Here is an 18,431-nt window from a genome sequence, read left to right as displayed (position 1 = left end):
TCTAAATTTTGAATATTGAAATTCTACTTCACTCCGGTACTACCAAAACCTCCTGCACCTCTTGATGTTTCTGTTAATTCTTCCACTTCAATCCATTCGGCACGTTCGTGCTTAGCAATAACCAATTGAGCAATTCTTTCACCGTTTTCTATCGTGAAATCTTCATGGGATAAATTTACTAAAATTACGCCAATTTCACCACGATAATCCGCATCAACCGTTCCCGGCGAATTCAATACTGTAATTCCTTTTTTAGCTGCCAATCCGCTACGTGGTCTAACCTGAGCTTCATAACCGATAGGGAGCTCAATAAACAATCCGGTTTTAACTATAGCTCTTTCCAATGGTTTCAGTACTATCGGCTCATCTATCTGAGCACGTAAATCCATTCCGGCAGATGCTATGGTCTCATAATTCGGTAACGGGTGTTGTGATTTATTGATAATTTTAATTTGCATGTTCTATTTTCGTTTTATTAATTTCAACACTAATTCGCGTTCATTTCTATATACAAAATAAGCAAAAATGATTAAACTGATGATCCCGAAAATATAGGTTTGTCTCAATATCGGTACATAAAATGAAAAACCGCTTAAAACGATTGATAGCCCGAGATACATTCCTATTTTTTTCTTATCGTACGGAATAGGATATTGTTTTTGTCCTAATTTATAAGAAATCAACATCATAGTTCCATACGCCAATATGGTTGCAATTGCCGATCCCAGATAACTCATTTTAGGTATAAATAAGAAATTGAAGACTAAAGTTACAATTGCTCCTATTACCGATATATAGGCCCCTATCTTTGTTTTATCTATTAATTTATACCAAACAGAAAGGTTTGTATAAATCCCTAAGAAAAAATTAGCCATTACGATTATCGGAACAATATCCATCGCTGTCCAATACTCACTCTTAGGTACTAAGAAAATTTTTAAAACATCTGCAAAAACAATAACTCCTAATGCCATGAATGAACCGAAGATAACAAAATACTTGGTGATTTCGGCATAGGTTTGAGGAGCATTTTCATTTTTAGCATGACTAAAGAAAAAAGGTTCTATTCCCAGTGTATATGCTGTTCGGAACAAGACCATAAACATCCCTATTTTGTAACAGGCTGAATAGGCTCCGATATCAGACAAGCTGATATTCATCCACTCCAGCAAAATTTTATCGAAATGTTCGTTGATAGCAAAAGCTATACCCGCAATTAGAATAGGAAATCCGTAACGAAGCATCCTTTCCCATAATTGCTTGTCAAAATTCCAGTTCAGCTTAAAATAATCCGGAAGCAACACCAGTAGTGTGAACGAACTGGCAATCAGATTGGAAACAAAAATGTAACCTACCTGAAAATTTTCTGAATATATGGATTGAAAGAACGCACTATTAGCTGCTATTTCAGGCAAGATCACTAAGAAAAAGATATTCAACCCTAAATTAATTCCCACATTCGCAATTTTGATCACGGCATATTTTATCGGGCGGCTTTCGGCTCTTAATTTAGAAAACGGAATGATCACCAGAGCATCTAAAGCTAAAATTCCGATCGTATACGCAATATATTCAGTATTGATCCTTGTTATATTTGAAATACCTTGCTGAAACAACAATCCTAGAACTACAAAAAGCAAAGTAGAGCCTAACAAAGAGATCATAGAAGTGGAAACCACATCTTCTTTTTTTGCGTCGGAGTTATAAAACCTGAAAAAAGAAGTTTCCATTCCGTAGGAAAGTACCACATTGAAAAATACTAACCATGAGAAGATAATGGTAACTTCTCCCATTTTACTTTTATCCGTTAGGTAGTAAACATAAAGAGGAGTCAATATAACACTCATTATTCTCGGCACTACTGTTGCCAAGCCATAAATAGCGGTTTGCTTAAAAAGGTTTTTATATAAGCTCAAGTTTTATTTGTTTTTGCTACTACAAAAGTAATTATTTTGACGGTTAGAAAAATTAATCGGGAAGATTTACTCTGTTTCGTTTTAAAAAAACATTCTTATTCTAATTAAAATATAGTATTTTTCCGCTTTTGTATTTAAAAATCGTTTTTTATGAGACTTTTACCCCTGTTTTCATTCTTTTTATTGATCTCTTTCATTTCCCGATCTCAAACTTCACAAAAAGCACCGGGTGAGTTCTCAAGATTTGATTATCGCTATATTGACCAATATGTATGGCTAGAAAAAAACAATGATCCGGAAGTAAAGGAGTGGATTAATCAACAAAACGAAAAAACTCAAGAGGTACTTGAAAAGGCTGTTAAAGACAATAATTTTTTATTTAAAATAAAAGACTACCAATCGCTTTCAACCAACACGCTCCCTTCAAAACGGGGGAAATATTTTTATTCAAATTACAGACTGGACAAAGACAAGCCTGGTGTATTGCATTACCGAGAAAATCTTGATGATATGCCAAAAGAATTGGTTGATCCTTATAGTGTCTACAAAGACAATTCTGTTTTTATTTCAAATTATTCCCCTTCCAAAAACTCAAAATATCTGGCATACCAAGTAAGTGTTGACGGAAGTGACAGGCATGAAATCCGATTTGTTAATATTCCCAAACAGGAATATCTGGAAGATGTTCTTAAGGATGTTAAATTCTCTAATTTAACCTGGAACTTCGATGAGGGTATTTTCTACAAAAAAAATGCTAACATCAATAAAGTAGCTAAGGACTCTACATTTCAATTGTTTTTTCATCGAATAGGCGAAAAACAAGATCAAGATCAGTTAATCCTTGATACAACCGATAAGGAAAGTACATTTGATTATACGAGAAAAGGAAGTAAATTATTTATCATTGAGACCAATAAAGAAGAAAGTTTAAAGAACTATTATTACATCAATCTAAGTAATTCTACAGACTTTACACTTGTTCCTTTTCTTAAAGAAGACTCAAATAATTTTGAATTTGTAAACTTCAAGAATGACAGTATTTATTATATCAATAATAAATATCCTTGGGGAAGTCTAAGCAAATTCTCTATCCGCAATCCTTCTGTTCAAACAACTGTTATCCCTCAATATTACAATCATTTATTACTGGACTCTTACTTTACAAAAGACTATATTATTTGCAAATACAAACACGAAGGGAATTACTATATCAACGTTAACGACTACAACGGAAAACTGATCCGTAAATTTGAAGCGCCTTACAGCATGAACCTTAACATTCGTTTCTTTGATAGTAAAACCAACGAGTTGTATGTCACTTTTTATTCGTACACTATCTCTTATCTGAATTACAAATTAAATATTGACACAGGTAAAAGCAATGTCTATTACAACAGTTATATACGACCTAAACCAACATTATTCCCGTTTGATTATTTTGAAACTAAGAACATAACCTATAAAAGCAGAGACAATAAAAACATTCCTATAACTATTATTTACAAAAAGGGAATTGAACTAAACGGGCAAAACCCAACACTTTTAGAAGCTTACGGTGGATTCGGGATCATCAGTTCCCCAAAATATGACGTTGGTCTTTTACATTTTTTAGAAAAAGGTGGTGTTTATGCCTATGCTGAAATAAGAGGCGGAGGAGACAAAGGAATAAGTTGGCATAAGAACGGTCGAAAAGATAAAAAAATGAATACTTTTAACGATTTTATCGATGCTGCTGAATTTTTAATTTCAAGCGGTTATACTTCTTCTGAAAAACTTGCTATTTCCGGGACTTCTCATGGCGGACTTGTTGTTGGGGTTGCATTAACCCAGCGTCCGGAACTGTTTAAAGTTGCAGTTCCGAAAGTAGGGGCTTATGACATGCTCAGATTTGATGAATATACTATTGGCGTTAGACATTTAGACGAATTCGGTGATCCGAATGTTAAAGAAGATTTCGATTATTTAAAAGCCTACTCTCCTCTTCATAATATAAAAGATGATGTTAACTATCCTATTACATTAATCATTACCAGCGAAAATGATGACAGAGTACCTCCTATTCACTCTTATAAATTTGCAGCAAAACTCCAAGAAAGGCAGGCTCAAAAGAATCCTGTATATTTAATGGTAAAAGAAAAGGCCGGGCACTATGGTAAAATTGCTAATTATACCGACCGAGTAAAACAAGAAGCTGAATTTTATAGTTTTATCTGGGAAACATTAACTAAATAAGAAAGAGCCAAACATAAATGTTTGGCTCTTTCTTTAAAATCTTCTTTATCAAATATTATCCGTTTAACGCTTCTGCACCACCTACAATCTCTAAGATCTCTCCTGTAATTGCAGCCTGACGTGCTTTGTTATACGTTAATTTCAATTGGTTACGCAATGCTGTTGCATTATCTGTAGCTTTATGCATTGCTGTCATACGAGCGCCGTGCTCAGCAGCAAATGAATCGCGAACAGATTTATATAATTGTGTCTCTAATGATTTAGGAATCAATGTTGACACGATTTCTTCTTTAGAAGGTTCAAAAATGTAATCAGAAGCTATCGCTTCACCTTCGGCAATCGGTGCCAATGGTAAAAACTGTTCTGTTTTTACAATTTGAGTAGCGGCATTTTTGAAATTGTTGTATACAATTTCAATTTTATCATACTCAGCTGCTACAAACTTATCCATTAATACCTGAGCAATATCAGCTACTTTATCAAATGTTAAATCGTCAAAAACAGAACTATAATTAGCAAGTATCGTATTGGTTTTGCTTAAAATATCGTTTCCTTTTTTACCGATAGAAACCACGTCAACTTGCTTTCCTTGGTAAAAGTTCACTCTGTTTTTTACTTCTTTAATCACATTGGCATTAAAAGCTCCACAAAGACCTCTGTTAGAAGTTACAGCAACAATTAAAACCTTGTTTACTTCTCTTTGTTCAGCAAAAGCTCCACCGGTATTTCCCTCTAATGTAGCACTTAAATTTTGTAATAATTCCGTTAATTTCTCAGCATAAGGACGCATAGCTGTAATAGCATCTTGCGCTTTCTTTAATTTAGCTGCAGAAACCATTTTCATCGCTGATGTAATCTGCATCGTTGACTGAACGGAACTGATTCTATTTCTAATTTCCTTTAAGTTTGCCATTCTTTTTAGGTATTTGGTTAAGGGGAAAAGGCAATAGGTTCTCTAACCTACTACCATTCTCCTTTTACCTATTCTATTAATATTTTGCTGAAATTTCTTTTGCTACTTTTTCTAATACATCAGTGATCGTATCATCAAATTTACCTGCTTTTAAAGCATCTAATGTATCACGGTGCTTAGCTCCTAAGTATGCTAAGAAATCTTTTTCAAATTCTTTTACTTTATCAACCGGAACATTTCTCAATAAGTTTTTAGAACCGGCATAGATAATTGCAACCTGATCTTCTACAGTATACGGATCGTTTACTGATTGTTTTAAGATCTCTACGTTACGTTTACCTTTTTCAATTACATTCATTGTTGCAGCATCCAAATCAGAACCGAACTTCGCGAAAGCTTCAAGCTCACGATATTGTGCCTGGTCTAATTTTAATGTACCTGCTACTTTTTTCATTGATTTAATTTGAGCCGAACCTCCTACACGAGATACAGAGATACCTACGTTAATTGCAGGGCGAACACCTGAATTGAACAAGTCTGACTCTAAGAAAATCTGACCGTCAGTAATCGAAATTACGTTAGTCGGAATATAAGCAGAAACGTCACCTGCTTGTGTTTCAATGATTGGTAACGCCGTTAACGAACCACCACCTTTAACGATCGGTTTTAATGATTCCGGTAAGTCATTCATTGTTTTAGCGATTTCATCATCTGCAATCACTTTAGCAGCACGCTCTAATAATCTTGAGTGTAAGTAGAATACGTCTCCCGGATAAGCTTCACGTCCCGGTGGTCTTCTTAATAACAAAGACACCTCACGATATGCCACCGCTTGTTTAGACAAATCATCATAAACAATTAAAGCCGGACGACCTGTATCACGGAAATACTCACCGATAGCAGCACCGGCAAAAGGAGCGTAAACTTGCATTGGAGCAGGGTCAGAAGCATTAGCAGCAACAATAACTGTATAAGCCATTGCACCTTTATCTTCTAAAGTTTTAGCGATAGCTGCAACTGTAGATGCTTTTTGTCCTACTGCAACATATATACAGAATACCGGTTTTCCGGCATCATAAAATTCTTTTTGATTTAAGATCGTATCGATACAAACTGTAGTTTTACCAGTTTGACGGTCACCGATTACCAACTCACGTTGTCCTCTACCTACAGGAATCATGGCATCAACTGCTTTAATACCTGTTTGTAACGGTTCGTTTACCGGTTGACGGAAAATAACTCCCGGAGCTTTACGCTCAAGCGGCATTTCATATAAATCTCCGCCAATAGGACCTTTACCGTCGATTGGGAAACCTAAAGTGTCTACTACACGTCCTACCATTTGCTCTCCTACTTTAAGAGATGCGATACGTTGTGTTCTTTTTACAGTTGAACCTTCTTTAATACCTGTTGAAGGACCTAACAATACTACCCCAACATTATCTTCTTCTAAGTTCAATACGATTGCTTCTAATCCGTTTTCGAATTGAACCAACTCACCGTATTGAGCATTAGACAATCCATAAACACGAGCAATACCGTCACCCACCTGAAGTACTGTTCCAACTTCTTCTAAAGTAGCACCAGATTCAAAACCTGATAGTTGCTTTTTTAATATTGCTGATATTTCAGCAGGTTTAATTTCAGCCATAATATTTAATTATTTCATTTTCAATTAAAAACTTTTAGTAAATCTTTAATTTTAATGTTTCATTATTATACTTGTTAATAAATTTATCTAATTTTTCTTCATCAATACTTCCGTCTTCAGATACTAATTCAGATTTATTGATGGCTTTAGCAATTTCTTTACTGCTCAAATCCGTAAACAGTTCCTTTCCGGACTCTAAGAATCTAACCGTAACAACATATTTTTTAAGAGTAGCCGGATAATTATGTCCTCCCGGTTGGCTTCTGGCAGGGTTGGGAACTTCATACGACGTACTTAAAAAAGAAACAAATTCTTCTCCGCCTAATGTAGACAACGTCATTGTTGACCCTTCATTTTCATATTTATAAACTTCAACACCGTCAATCAAAACGTTCCCTTTTTTAAATTTTACTTTTTGAGAAAAACTCAAAACAGAGAAAGATAACAATAAGAGTATTAAAACTTTTTTCATCGAAATTAATTCCTTTTGTTTATTAATTACTAAACTCTCTTTTTAATTGTAGCAACCTGTTTGCTACAGATGCATTGTATTGTTGATCCCCAATTCGCAATACAAACCCTCCGATAATTGCAGGATCTACTACATTGGTTAAATTTACTTTTTTAGATGTAAAAGTTGCTATTTTCGCCAACACTTTATCTTCCAATGCTGCATCTAACGGAACTGCTGTAGTCACAACGGCATTTTCAATGCCATTGGCTTCATTATATAGCTCTTGGTATTGATCACCTATTGAAGCTAAAATCCCAAATCTTTTATTTTCAAGCAATAACTGGAACAAGGCTTTAGTTTCCGGTTGAGCACTTGCAAAAACTTCAACCAAAGCATTACGTTTAGTTTGAACATTTACAATCGGGCTTTCCAAGAACAATTTCAATTCTTTAGATTCCTTTACAGCCGAAACGATAGTGTTCATATCAGCCAAAACTTTTTCAGAATTGTTATTTCCCTGAGCTATATCAAGTATTGCTTTCGCATAGCGAATAGCGGCTCTACTTCCTGCCATAATTAATTCAATTTAGCGTCATCTAACATTTTCTCAACCAATTTTGATTGTGTTTCTTTGCTAGATAATTCTTCTTTCAATAATTTTTCTGCAATTTCAATAGACAATGTTGAAACTTGAGCTTTGATCTCAGCCATAGCTGCATTTTTCTCAGTTTCAATTGTTGCTTTAGCCTGAGCTATCATTTTATCTCCTTGTACTTTCGCTTCGTCTTTAGCATCAGTAATCATCTTGTCTTTGATTTCACGAGCTTCTTTTAGCATGTTATCTCTTTCTACACGAGCTTCAGCCAATAATTTCTCATTATCCGCTTTTAGGTTTGCCAAATCTTTTTTAGCATTTTCTGCTGCCATTAAAGCATTTTCAATACCTTCTTCACGAGCTGCCAAAGCTGCTAAAATCGGTTTCCAAGCAAATTTTGCCAATAACACAATCAAGATTACCAGAATAATTGCTTGCCAGAAAAACAAACCGTATGAAAAATCATTAATTAACTTATCCATTTTATATCAATAATATTTAAGTGTCTTCTAAAATCTGTTTAACAAAACAAGACCTGCAACCAACCGTTGCAGGTTCTTTGTTTTTCTTTTAATTAAGCTCCTAAGATTAAAGCACCAAATGCTAAACCTTCCAATAATGCACCGATGATAATCATCGCAGTTTGGATTTTTCCAGCAGCTTCCGGTTGACGAGCAATAGCGTCCATTGCAGAACCACCGATTTTACCTAAACCTAAACCAGCTCCGATTACGATTAAACCAGCACCTACTAAATTTGGAATTGTCATAATAATTGATTTATATAATTAAACAAAATTCTTTCTAAATTAAACAATAGCATTATCGTGATCTCCTAATTCATCTACCGAATGGTGTTCATCATGATGATGATCCTGAACTGCCATACCGATAAATAAAGACGATAACATCGTAAAGATAAACGCCTGAAGGAATGCCACTAACAACTCTATAATCGAAATAAACAACGTTAAAGCCATTGATGTTCCTATAGCACCGCCGGTTGACAACTGCTCTTTCATTAAGAACACAATTGCAATTAACCCCATAACTACTGTGTGTCCGGCCGTAATGTTTGCAAAAAGACGAATCATCAATGAGAACGGTTTCGTAAACATTCCCAACACCTCGATCGGCATCAAAACAATTTTCATCGGAACAGGCACTCCCGGCATCCAGAAGATGTGTCCCCAATAATCTTTATTAGCACTAAATTGTGTAATAAGAAATGTAAACAATGCCAAACATAAGGTTACTGTAATATTCCCTGTTACATTGATCCCTAACGGAGTCAATCCGATCAAATTCAACAACCAGATCAGGAAGAACACAGTCAACAAATAAGGCATGAATTTTTTATATTTTTTCTCCCCGATATTCGGACGAGCTATTTCATCTCTAACGTAGATTACCAATGGCTCTAAAACACGATTAAATCCTTTTGGTAAATTATTGTGGCTTGTTTTGTAGGTTTTCGCCAATGAAGTAAACATAACGAATAACAAAACTGCAGTTAAAAACAATGAGAATACATTTTTTGTAATAGAGAAATCCAATGGTCTCTCATTAGTAGGGTGATGATGTTCATCATATTGAATTGTACCTTCAGCATCCGTTTTGTAAACTTTACTATGATACAATTTATAGAACTGACCTCCTTTTTCCACTACTTTTTCTCCGTGATGAAATTCAGAAGCAGAAAAAACTTTTAATCCGTTATCTAATAAGATCACCGGTAATCCGAAACCATAATGCTTTCCTTCTTCCTCATCAGAGAAGAAAATAAAATAGTAATCATCTTTTAAGTGATGTTCAATATGTTCATTGACGATCTCTTTAGAAGATTTTGCTTCTTCACCATGCGTTTCTCCGTGGTCAACGTGATCAGCATGAACTTCATTAGTTTCAACTTTTGTACTATCAACTGTATCAGAAGCTAACACATTTGTAGTCGTAAAAACCAGCATTAGTGCGGCTAAAATCGAAAGTGGTTTTTTCAGAATCACCATATTCTCTTATTTATATAACTTTTATGGTTCTTAAAAATTTTTGCAAAAGTACAACTTTAATTAAAAATCCAAGTTAGAATACATGTTTTTTTTGCTGATTTGTTATACAAATTCATTTTACCTCATTTTTATTCAGCAAAACTACTGTAAAATAGACATCTACGAGCATAAAAGAGAAAAAAATGAGAATAAAAACCATCTTATCTGAAAACGTTTGCGTAATTCCGGAAATAAGACTTGTGTAAAATACGTATACAAGAATGTTTTTAACAGTAAGTGTGATTAGAGCGAAAAAGCCCAATTGGTCTGACTTTTTTTGATAAAAAACAGCTCCGAGCAATACCAGAAAAGTGAGAAATGATTCTACCAGAAATATACTCTTAACAAAAGAGGCTTTTTCGGGAAAAAAATCAAAAAATAAAAAGGCAATATCCACTATTAAGATGATTAAACAGGGATATAAAATTTTAAACAAAAAATTATTTTTTCGTTCAATCTTCATCTTCTCTACTGATTTGTTGTACTTTCTTTATAACCTGATATAAAGCCAAAAACACTCCGAAGAGTGTTAATACTGGTTTAAGGTATGCTGTTCTATAATATTCATCTGCTTTAGCTCCTAAAATCGAAAAAACAAAAATAACCACTCCCATTTGCGTTGGAATCGTTACAAAATACAACCATTTACTAGGCTGATTTTTCTTTTGTTTCATTTGCAACAGACTTTAACTGGTTCTTCATGGTGCAGGTCGCTTCAAATACGGCTCCCGGTTCTACTGCTAATTTACCTACAGTTACTTCTCCATTGATCGAAGCTTTTGATTTCACGGTTAACAATTCTGTTGCGATCAGTTTTCCGGTGAACTTACCTTCAATATCCACATTTTTGCATTTAACATCTCCCTGCACTTCACCTGAAGGACCGACCACTAATTTTCCGGTTGATGTATAGTTCCCGACAAGAACACCGTCCAGCCTAAAATCGGCTTTTGATTCAATGTCACCTCTTATCACTGTTCCTTCAACAATTCTGTTTGTTTTACCCAGAACATTGTCGTTATTTTTTGCTTTATCAAACATGGTTTATAGATTTTGGGGGTTCTTTTTTATTCTTTATGCTCCTGCAACCATTCGGCAAATGCTTTTTTGATCTGAATTACTGTATAATCTTCCGAAGAGATACAATAAGCCTCATCTTTAATTTTATATTCTTTATAATCTCGCAATAAACTTAAAACTGATTTTGCCGTTTGTTTTGACTGAAGGCCGTGCAAGATAACAAAATCGTTACCCATATCATAAATATCCACCGATAATTTTAAGTTACTATTTTGAGTATTATCTATATACTTCTTTACTGTCTGTAATAATTTTTCCTGAGATTTATCAGCAGGATATTTTACAGGGAAAATAATTTTCCAGCCTGACGCTTCTTCATCTTTTACGAATTTTAACTGTTCCAGTTTAGGAATATTTTTCTGAAGCAATGCCTCAGATTCTTTTCCTTCTTCTGTATTGGGATAAGTCAATGCTACAAAATTCAATCCTTTTTTATATTCCTCCAGACCAAAAAGTCTTCCTGAAACAACCGCCTTAAGCATTTCAAACTTCGGCAAGGCATCATCGCCCACATACTCATCTACTTTTTGAACCAAAGCAGGATAGCTTTCTCTTAATTTACCTTCCTGCACCTCATTATAAACCGATTTATAAACTGATTCAGGATTGTCTTCATCTGCTAAAACTTCCGTCGGGTTCTTAATGATCTCTGCATAACGGCTTTCCGGATATTCCGACAAGATCTGATCTTTCATCGTTGCTGCTTTAGCCGGATCTATAATTTCGTATATTTTGTACAAATTGTATTTTGCCGGAAGTATCAAACGTTCTTCAGGTTTGTTCTTAAGCAATGTTTCTAATCGATTAGCAGCCAACTTATATTCTTTGAATTTTTCTTTATAGATCAGCCCTAATTGGTAATATGCCATATTTCGCTCTTTGGCTATACTATCAATCACTTTACTATCTTCAGGAATTTGATCTAAATAATAAGCTACATTATAAAGCGGGTTTTCCGCGATAGAATCTTTTTGTTCTCCTTCATCGGTCAATTCTTCTTCGTCGTCTTTAAAACTTGTTTTATCTTTTGATGAAGACAATCTCCAGTTGTCTTTTAATTCTATTTTTCCCCACTTCTTTTGAAATTCTGTCTTCCCGTAACTTACTGTAACCGGATTGTAGAAATAGAAAGCACTTTGCCCGTTAGTGCTTCCTCCCGGAGGTAATAAGGATGCTGTCCCCAACACTTTGTCACTTGTGTTTTTTCTATTTCCTGACACATCAGAGTTTGCTACACTATTTGCTTTTATATTCGCCTCTTTTTCAGCTTGTTCCTTAGCTAACTTAGCCTTGATCTCATCTTGTACTTTAAGTTTTTCAATATAGCTTTCGTAATATCCTATTTTCTCTTTATCGGTTAAACTTACCACATGGAGTATGCTGTCATTACGAGTTGCAATATCTTCGTATAAAATAACATCCGCTAAATTGTCTCTCTTTTTCTTTATTTTTCGATATTCACGGGTACGCTCGTCTAAACGGGTCAACGTACTATCATAATACATTCCTGCCAATTTATACTCAGCATTTCTAAAATTGATCTCAGCGATATTGCGATAGTTAGAAGCACTTAAATAACGATCCTGCGAAAGTGTTCTCAAGGATTTATTATAGTATACTTTTGCTGTAGAATCTTTTTTGAAATTATCATAAAAAATCCCCATCTGATGGTTTAAAACATCTAAATAGGGTCTGTTTTCTCTGTCTGCTAAAAGTTTGTTGAACTTTTCAAGAAAAGCAATAGTATCTCCTTTTTCATAATCGAACTGCTTCGCTTGTTCAGCATGCGCATGAATTACATATTGACGAGGCGATTTACGTTTCATTTCTATGACTTCCTGAAAAGTTGCAAAAGCGCTGTCCTTATAATTCATCTTTTCATACAACTGTCCTAATATAAAAGTATAACGGGCTTTTTCTTCTTTGCTTTTTGTTTCATTTTTAGCCACCTTAACCGTTGTTATGGCGCTGTCAATTGCTTCTAAATTAATGTAAGCCTGAGTAAGCATAGCATTTGCGTCTGCTAAATCCTGTCCTTCAATCTTCTGACTTTCTAAGAGTTTCTTTAGGTTTTTTATTGCTAATTCTTCACTGTTTAAACGAATATTAACTTTTTCACGCCAAACTTTTGCATGATAGATCCTGTCGCTTTTAGGATATTTATACAGAATATAGTTTAAAGCTTCCAGTGCCGGAATAAAACGATTGTCATAGTATCGCGCTTTAGCCAAAAGCAGATATGCCTCATCCATTTGAGGGTTTCGCTCTGTTCCTCCGATATTCATAGAATGTTTCTGAACTGCTTTTACTGCTTTTTCTTCAGCACGTTCAAAATTAGCATTCTTAGTCTGACCGGGCAGAATATTCTGTTCTTTATCAGTTGTACGCTCAATAGGTAGAACTTCCCAAAAATTGTCCTGATATGTTGTTTTTAATTCTTCTAATCCGGCATCTAACGCTAAATTCCCGTTGTATAAAATATTATACTCGGTAGTTACAGCGTGGAAATTACGATTAATGAACTTGTCTTTCTTTACCGAACAGGCGACGATTAAAGACAATATTCCGATGAAGATTATATATGTAGATATGCTCTTGTTTTTCAAAATAAAAACGCTTTTAAACCTTTAACTCAATTCCTTTATTTTTAGTATAATGATTGGTAAAAATACGTTTCTTTTTGATATGTAAAAAAAAATCCCTTTTTTTTGTTATTCATTAACCACTTTTAAGCCTTTTATTACTTTAAAAGCGACATCTATTTGCTCGTCTCTCACAATGATCGTAAATTCATTTGTCGTAGAAATAACTTCATGAATAACAACTCCTTCCCAAGCTAAACGCTGAAAGATGTAATAATACACGCCGGGAACAGAAACATTTTCCTGAGGTAATTTTACCGAAATAGAAGACAGATTTTCAATTTTATGTGTTTGCTTCTCATTTTTAAAAATATTATCAACCAAATCAGCAACGGCTCTGCTAATAATAATATTGGTTTCATTTACTCCTCGTGATGACGTATAAAAGATATCCTGATTTTTATTGATTTCAGAGATCAGCTTTACCTGATTTTCTAATAAAGTTTCTGAAATTGCAAAAGCATAATCCACCAAAGACGAACGAACCGTTATTTCTCCCAGATTACGAAGTACTTTAGAAATTTTTAAATTGATCTTAAAATCCAATTCCTCAGACAACCTCTTAAGCGCCATAACAACAGCACCTTGCTTCACGTCTTTACCTAGTTCTTTCTCTAACTCCGGCATCATAACTCTAGCTAAGGATGTAAGGTTAATAATTCCCTGAGATAAGGAATTCAATAAAAAGGGCTTTGACTTGATGTAGTTTTCAACTACAGAAGAAATAGTTTTCATTTTGTTAGATTTGTTGTGTGCTTTCCACAAATATATAAAAAGAAAACAAATTGTTACAATTATAACTCTAAAAATAATAAAAAGCCTCTTTTATATGCTCAATGTTATAATTACCACTTTTCTTTGTGATCGCTATAATATCAAAGCGAACTTCCACATCTAAATCATTCTGTTCAATATATTGATTAACAGCTTTTACCAAAAGTTGTATCTTCTTTGGTTTTACAAAATCCTGTGGCAAACCAAATTCAATTGAGGAACGTGTTTTAACTTCGACAGCAACCAAAACAGAATCTTTTTGAGCAATAATATCAATTTCAGCCTTATCAAAAATCCAATTAGTTTCCAGAACAGCATAGCCTTGTTCTTCCAGAAATGCTACTGCTAATTCTTCCCCTAACTTCCCTAATTCATTGTGTTCAGCCATTGTAATATACTATTCCGAAAAGTCTAAAACTACTTCATCTTCTCTCACTTCCAACAAAACTTTTTCCCCTAAAATCAACGTTCTGTTATCCCTCTGATGTCCGACAGGAAAATCAAATGCAACCGGAATATTATATTCCTGAGCAATCGCTGTGATGATCTGTACGGCATTTTGGCCAAAAGGAATTTCATTATCATGCATATCCGTCATCCCTCCTACTATAAGGCCTCTTAATTTTTCAAAATAACCATTTCGCTTTAAATTATACATCATTCGATCCACATGATACAGGTATTCGTCCAAATCTTCTATGAACAAAATCTTATCTTTTGTATCGATAGATGAATCTGAACCCATCAAACTGTATAAAATAGACAGATTACCGCCCACTAGCTCTCCTTTAGCTTTTCCTGTAATATTATAAGGTAGTGAAGGTGTAGTATAATGTAACTTTTTACCAAATAATGCATCATGTAACGTTTCTTTTATCTCTTCCGGTGCTTTAGGAACTGTAAACGGCATGATCGAATGCAAAGACGCAATCCGTTCTTTATTCAATTGACTATGCAAAACCGTTACATCACTGAAACCCATAATCCATTTCGGATGTTTCTTAAATTTCGAAAAATCCAATGAATCAACTATCCTTACCGTACCATACCCGCCTCTTGCACACCAGATCGCTTTCACATTCTCATCGTCCATCTGTTGCTGAAAATCAGCAGCGCGCTCATCGTCTGTTCCTCCCAATTGACAACTATCCAATCCTATTGTATTCCCTAATCTGACATTTAAACCCAGGATTCTAACAATTCAATAGCAGGTTTAGCATCTTCAGGAAAAAATTTTCGCGCTGTACAGACAATAGCAACCGTGTCGCCTTTTTTTAAATAAGGAGGAATAATCATTTTCTTTTGTGAATAAGAATAAATTGAAATAATATATAAGATTACAAAATAGCTTTTCATCATATTCTGTAATAAACTTTACTCAAAAATACACAAAATCAAATCAAAAATTCGCTAATTCATCACTAATGAATTATTTTTGCAATCATTTCGATGCTTTTCGAAAACTAAATTTATTTTTTATGTCAGAAAATCCTAAGAGATATACCATAACGGCAGCCTTGCCTTATACTAACGGTCCTATTCACATCGGACATTTAGCCGGTGTTTATGTTCCGGCTGATATTTACGCGCGTTATCTTCGTTTGCAAGGAAAAGATGTTGCTTTTGTTTGCGGAAGTGACGAACACGGAGTTGCGATTTCCATGAAAGCAAAGAAAGAAGGAATCACTCCGCAACAAGTAATTGACAAGTACGACGGCATTATTCGTAAATCATTTGAAGAATTCGGAATTGCATTCGATAATTATTCCCGCACTTCTGCTAAGATACATCATGATACGGCTTCTGAATTTTTCAGAAAACTATATGATGACGGCAAGTTTATTGAAGAAACTACAGAACAATTATACGATGAAAAAGCAGATCAGTTTCTAGCCGATCGTTTTGTGATCGGAACTTGTCCGAAATGCGGAAACGAAGAAGCTTACGGCGATCAATGTGAAAAATGCGGTACTTCTTTAAATGCAACCGACTTAATTAATCCGAAATCGACCATTACCGGAACTAAACCGGTTTTAAAGTCTACCAAACACTGGTTTCTTCCGTTAAATGAATACGACAACTTTCTAAGAGAATGGATACTGGAAGGTCATAAAAACGATTGGAAACCTAATGTCTACGGGCAAGTAAAATCATGGGTTGATGGCGGATTAGAACCTCGCGCCGTAACTCGCGACTTGGATTGGGGAATTGACGTTCCGGTTGAAGGAGCCGAAGGAAAAAAACTATACGTTTGGTTTGATGCTCCTATCGGTTACATTTCGTCTACTAAAGAATGGGCTGCCAGAGAAGGAAAAGATTGGGAACCCTATTGGAAAGATCAAGATACTAAATTAGTGCACTTCATCGGAAAGGACAATATTGTTTTTCACTGCATTATTTTTCCGGTTATGCTAAAAGCAGAAGGAAGTTATATCTTACCTGACAATGTTCCGGCCAATGAGTTCCTGAATTTAGAAGGTAATAAATTGTCCACTTCAAAAAACTGGGCTGTATGGCTGCATGAATACTTAGAAGATTTTCCGGGCAAACAAGATGCTTTACGTTATACCTTAACCGCTAATGCTCCGGAAACAAAAGATAATGATTTCACATGGAAAGATTTCCAAGCCAGAAACAATAATGAATTAGCGGCTATTTTCGGAAACTTTATTAACCGTGTGGTGGTATTAACGCACAAATATTATAACGGAATTGTTCCTGCACCAAACGAATTAACAGAAGTTGACGAGCAAACTTTAACTGAACTAAAAGCCTATCCGGCGGTAATTACGTCTTCCATTGAGCGCTACCGTTTCAGAGAAGCTTTAGGTGAAATGATGAATGTAGCTCGCTTGGGAAATAAATATTTAGCTGATGAAGAACCATGGAAAATGGTTAAAGAAAATCCGGAACGTGTAAAAACGCAAATGTATGTAGCTTTGCAAATTGCTTCAGCTCTGGCTATTTTAGCAGAACCGTTTTTACCGTTTACTTCAAACAAGTTAAAAAACATCCTGAACATTCAATCTAACGCTTGGGATTTAGATTTTAGCCAATGGAACTTGGTTAAACCGGAACATGAAATCGGTAAGTCTGAAATTTTATTTGCTCAAATTGAGGATGCTGATATTCAAAAACAACTGGATAAACTTGAAGCTTCTAAAAAAGCAAATCAAATAGCCAATGCTAAGGCTGAACCGCAAAAAGAAACAGCTACTTTTGATGATTTCTCTAAAATGGATCTACGGGTAGGAACGATTCTTGAAGCCGAAAAGATGCCGAAAGCCAATAAACTTTTAGTATTAAAAGTAGATACAGGAATTGATATTCGAACCATAGTTTCCGGAATTGCAGAACATTTCACTCCGGAAGAAATTATCGGAAAACAGGTTACCGTTTTAGTAAATTTAGCCCCGAGAGCACTACGTGGTGTGGAAAGTGAGGGAATGATCTTAATGACCAATAACGCTGAAGGAAAATTAGTTTTCGTTAATCCTGACGCTGACGGTGTTATGAACGGAGCTACTATAAATTAATTTTTTTGTAACTTTAAAGAAAAGAAGTTATGCTATCTAAAAACATTGAAGACACATTAAATAAACAAATCAAAATTGAAGCTGAATCTTCTCAGATCTACTTGTCAATGGCTTGTTGGGCTGAGATTCAAGGTTTAGAAGGAGTTGCACAGTTCATGTATAACCAGTCTGATGAGGAGCGTTCCCACATGCTTAAACTGGTAAAATATGTCAATGAAAGAGGCGGACATGCTTTGGTCACTGATTTAAAAGCCCCGAAAACTAAATTCGGAACATTCAAAGAAATGTTCGAAGAATTATACCAGCACGAGCTTTTCGTTTCTAATTCCATTAACGAATTGGTCCACACTACCTTAAATGAAAAAGATTATGCCACGCATAATTTCCTGCAATGGTACGTTTCTGAACAGATTGAGGAAGAAGCTCAGGCCAAAACTATTCTGGATAAGATCAATTTAATTGGTGAAGACAGAGGCGGACTGTATTTGTTTGACAGAGATATTCAACAATTATCCGTTACCAGTTCAATTGCAATCAATTCTAAGTAATTTTTATTTAGAATATTTAAAAATAGTCATATCTTTGCTCTGA

The 18,431-nt window shown here is 34.8% G+C and carries 17 protein-coding genes and 1 pseudogene; 3 read left to right on the top strand and 15 right to left on the bottom strand.

What is annotated here, in order from left to right:
• Positions 1-23 precede the first annotated feature (23 nt).
• Complete coding sequence (dut, locus tag DI487_RS07840) at positions 24-458, bottom strand: dUTP diphosphatase (protein ID WP_109569148.1); 435 nt, start codon at positions 456-458, stop codon at positions 24-26.
• A gap of 3 nt (positions 459-461) precedes the next feature.
• Positions 462-1,916 (bottom strand): oligosaccharide flippase family protein, encoded by a 1,455-nt coding sequence (locus DI487_RS07835; RefSeq protein ID WP_109569147.1) that lies wholly within the window; start codon positions 1,914-1,916, stop codon positions 462-464.
• Positions 1,917-2,066: 150 nt separating this feature from the next.
• Here DI487_RS07835 and DI487_RS07830 point away from each other — a divergent pair, with 150 nt between their 5' ends.
• Entirely contained in the window at positions 2,067-4,148 is a 2,082-nt protein-coding gene (locus DI487_RS07830) for a prolyl oligopeptidase family serine peptidase (protein WP_109569146.1), read from the top strand.
• A gap of 55 nt (positions 4,149-4,203) precedes the next feature.
• On the opposite strand, the gene atpG is transcribed toward DI487_RS07830, so the two are convergent.
• The 13 genes and pseudogenes from atpG to DI487_RS07760 all read right to left on the bottom strand — a co-directional run bounded on the left by atpG (position 4,204) and on the right by DI487_RS07760 (position 15,600).
• Complete coding sequence (gene atpG / locus DI487_RS07825) at positions 4,204-5,061, bottom strand: ATP synthase F1 subunit gamma (protein WP_109569145.1); 858 nt, start codon at positions 5,059-5,061, stop codon at positions 4,204-4,206.
• Positions 5,062-5,137: 76 nt separating this feature from the next.
• Complete coding sequence (gene atpA / locus DI487_RS07820) at positions 5,138-6,712, bottom strand: F0F1 ATP synthase subunit alpha (protein ID WP_109569144.1); 1,575 nt, start codon at positions 6,710-6,712, stop codon at positions 5,138-5,140.
• Between the two features lie 34 nt (positions 6,713-6,746).
• A complete protein-coding gene (locus DI487_RS07815) occupies positions 6,747-7,184 on the bottom strand; it encodes a hypothetical protein (RefSeq protein WP_109569143.1) in 438 nt (145 codons plus the stop codon).
• Between the two features lie 22 nt (positions 7,185-7,206).
• Positions 7,207-7,740, bottom strand: a complete 534-nt coding sequence (atpH, locus tag DI487_RS07810; RefSeq protein WP_109569142.1) for an ATP synthase F1 subunit delta — start codon at positions 7,738-7,740, stop codon at positions 7,207-7,209.
• 2 nt (positions 7,741-7,742) lie between these two features.
• Positions 7,743-8,243, bottom strand: coding sequence for a F0F1 ATP synthase subunit B (locus DI487_RS07805; RefSeq protein WP_109569141.1), 501 nt, complete (start codon positions 8,241-8,243; stop codon positions 7,743-7,745).
• Positions 8,244-8,335: 92 nt separating this feature from the next.
• Complete coding sequence (locus DI487_RS07800) at positions 8,336-8,530, bottom strand: ATP synthase F0 subunit C (RefSeq protein WP_014165720.1); 195 nt, start codon at positions 8,528-8,530, stop codon at positions 8,336-8,338.
• 39 nt (positions 8,531-8,569) lie between these two features.
• On the bottom strand, positions 8,570-9,769 hold the full coding sequence (atpB, locus tag DI487_RS07795; RefSeq protein ID WP_109569140.1) for a F0F1 ATP synthase subunit A: 1,200 nt from the start codon (positions 9,767-9,769) through the stop codon (positions 8,570-8,572).
• Positions 9,770-10,260: 491 nt separating this feature from the next.
• The gene (locus tag DI487_RS07785; RefSeq protein ID WP_109569138.1) at positions 10,261-10,482 is read right to left on the bottom strand and encodes an AtpZ/AtpI family protein; all 222 of its coding nucleotides are present in this window, start codon (positions 10,480-10,482) and stop codon (positions 10,261-10,263) included.
• Complete coding sequence (locus tag DI487_RS07780; RefSeq protein ID WP_109569137.1) at positions 10,457-10,849, bottom strand: bactofilin family protein; 393 nt, start codon at positions 10,847-10,849, stop codon at positions 10,457-10,459. Before DI487_RS07780 ends, DI487_RS07785 begins: the two co-directional genes overlap by 26 nt.
• Before the next feature lie 26 nt (positions 10,850-10,875).
• Positions 10,876-13,494, bottom strand: a complete 2,619-nt coding sequence (porW, locus tag DI487_RS07775) for a type IX secretion system periplasmic lipoprotein PorW/SprE (RefSeq protein ID WP_245896558.1) — start codon at positions 13,492-13,494, stop codon at positions 10,876-10,878.
• Positions 13,495-13,599: 105 nt separating this feature from the next.
• Positions 13,600-14,265 carry an aspartate kinase gene (locus DI487_RS07770; protein WP_109569136.1) on the bottom strand — a complete coding sequence of 222 codons (666 nt, stop codon included), beginning with the start codon at positions 14,263-14,265 and terminating at the stop codon, positions 13,600-13,602.
• A gap of 67 nt (positions 14,266-14,332) precedes the next feature.
• A complete protein-coding gene (locus tag DI487_RS07765) occupies positions 14,333-14,692 on the bottom strand; it encodes a YraN family protein (RefSeq protein ID WP_109569135.1) in 360 nt (119 codons plus the stop codon).
• Between the two features lie 9 nt (positions 14,693-14,701).
• A pseudogene (locus DI487_RS07760) lies at positions 14,702-15,600 on the bottom strand (S66 peptidase family protein).
• A gap of 182 nt (positions 15,601-15,782) precedes the next feature.
• Between DI487_RS07760 and metG the strand changes: the two are divergent.
• Together metG and DI487_RS07750 are read left to right on the top strand one after the other, a co-directional pair.
• Positions 15,783-17,840 (top strand): methionine--tRNA ligase, encoded by a 2,058-nt coding sequence (gene metG, locus DI487_RS07755; RefSeq protein WP_109569134.1) that lies wholly within the window; start codon positions 15,783-15,785, stop codon positions 17,838-17,840.
• 29 nt (positions 17,841-17,869) lie between these two features.
• A complete protein-coding gene (locus DI487_RS07750) occupies positions 17,870-18,388 on the top strand; it encodes a ferritin (RefSeq protein ID WP_109569133.1) in 519 nt (172 codons plus the stop codon).
• Positions 18,389-18,431 lie beyond the last annotated feature (43 nt).

The organism is Flavobacterium sediminis (assembly GCF_003148385.1).
Lineage (GTDB): Bacteria > Bacteroidota > Bacteroidia > Flavobacteriales > Flavobacteriaceae > Flavobacterium > Flavobacterium sediminis.
This window is presented reverse-complemented; position numbering and strand designations above follow the sequence as displayed.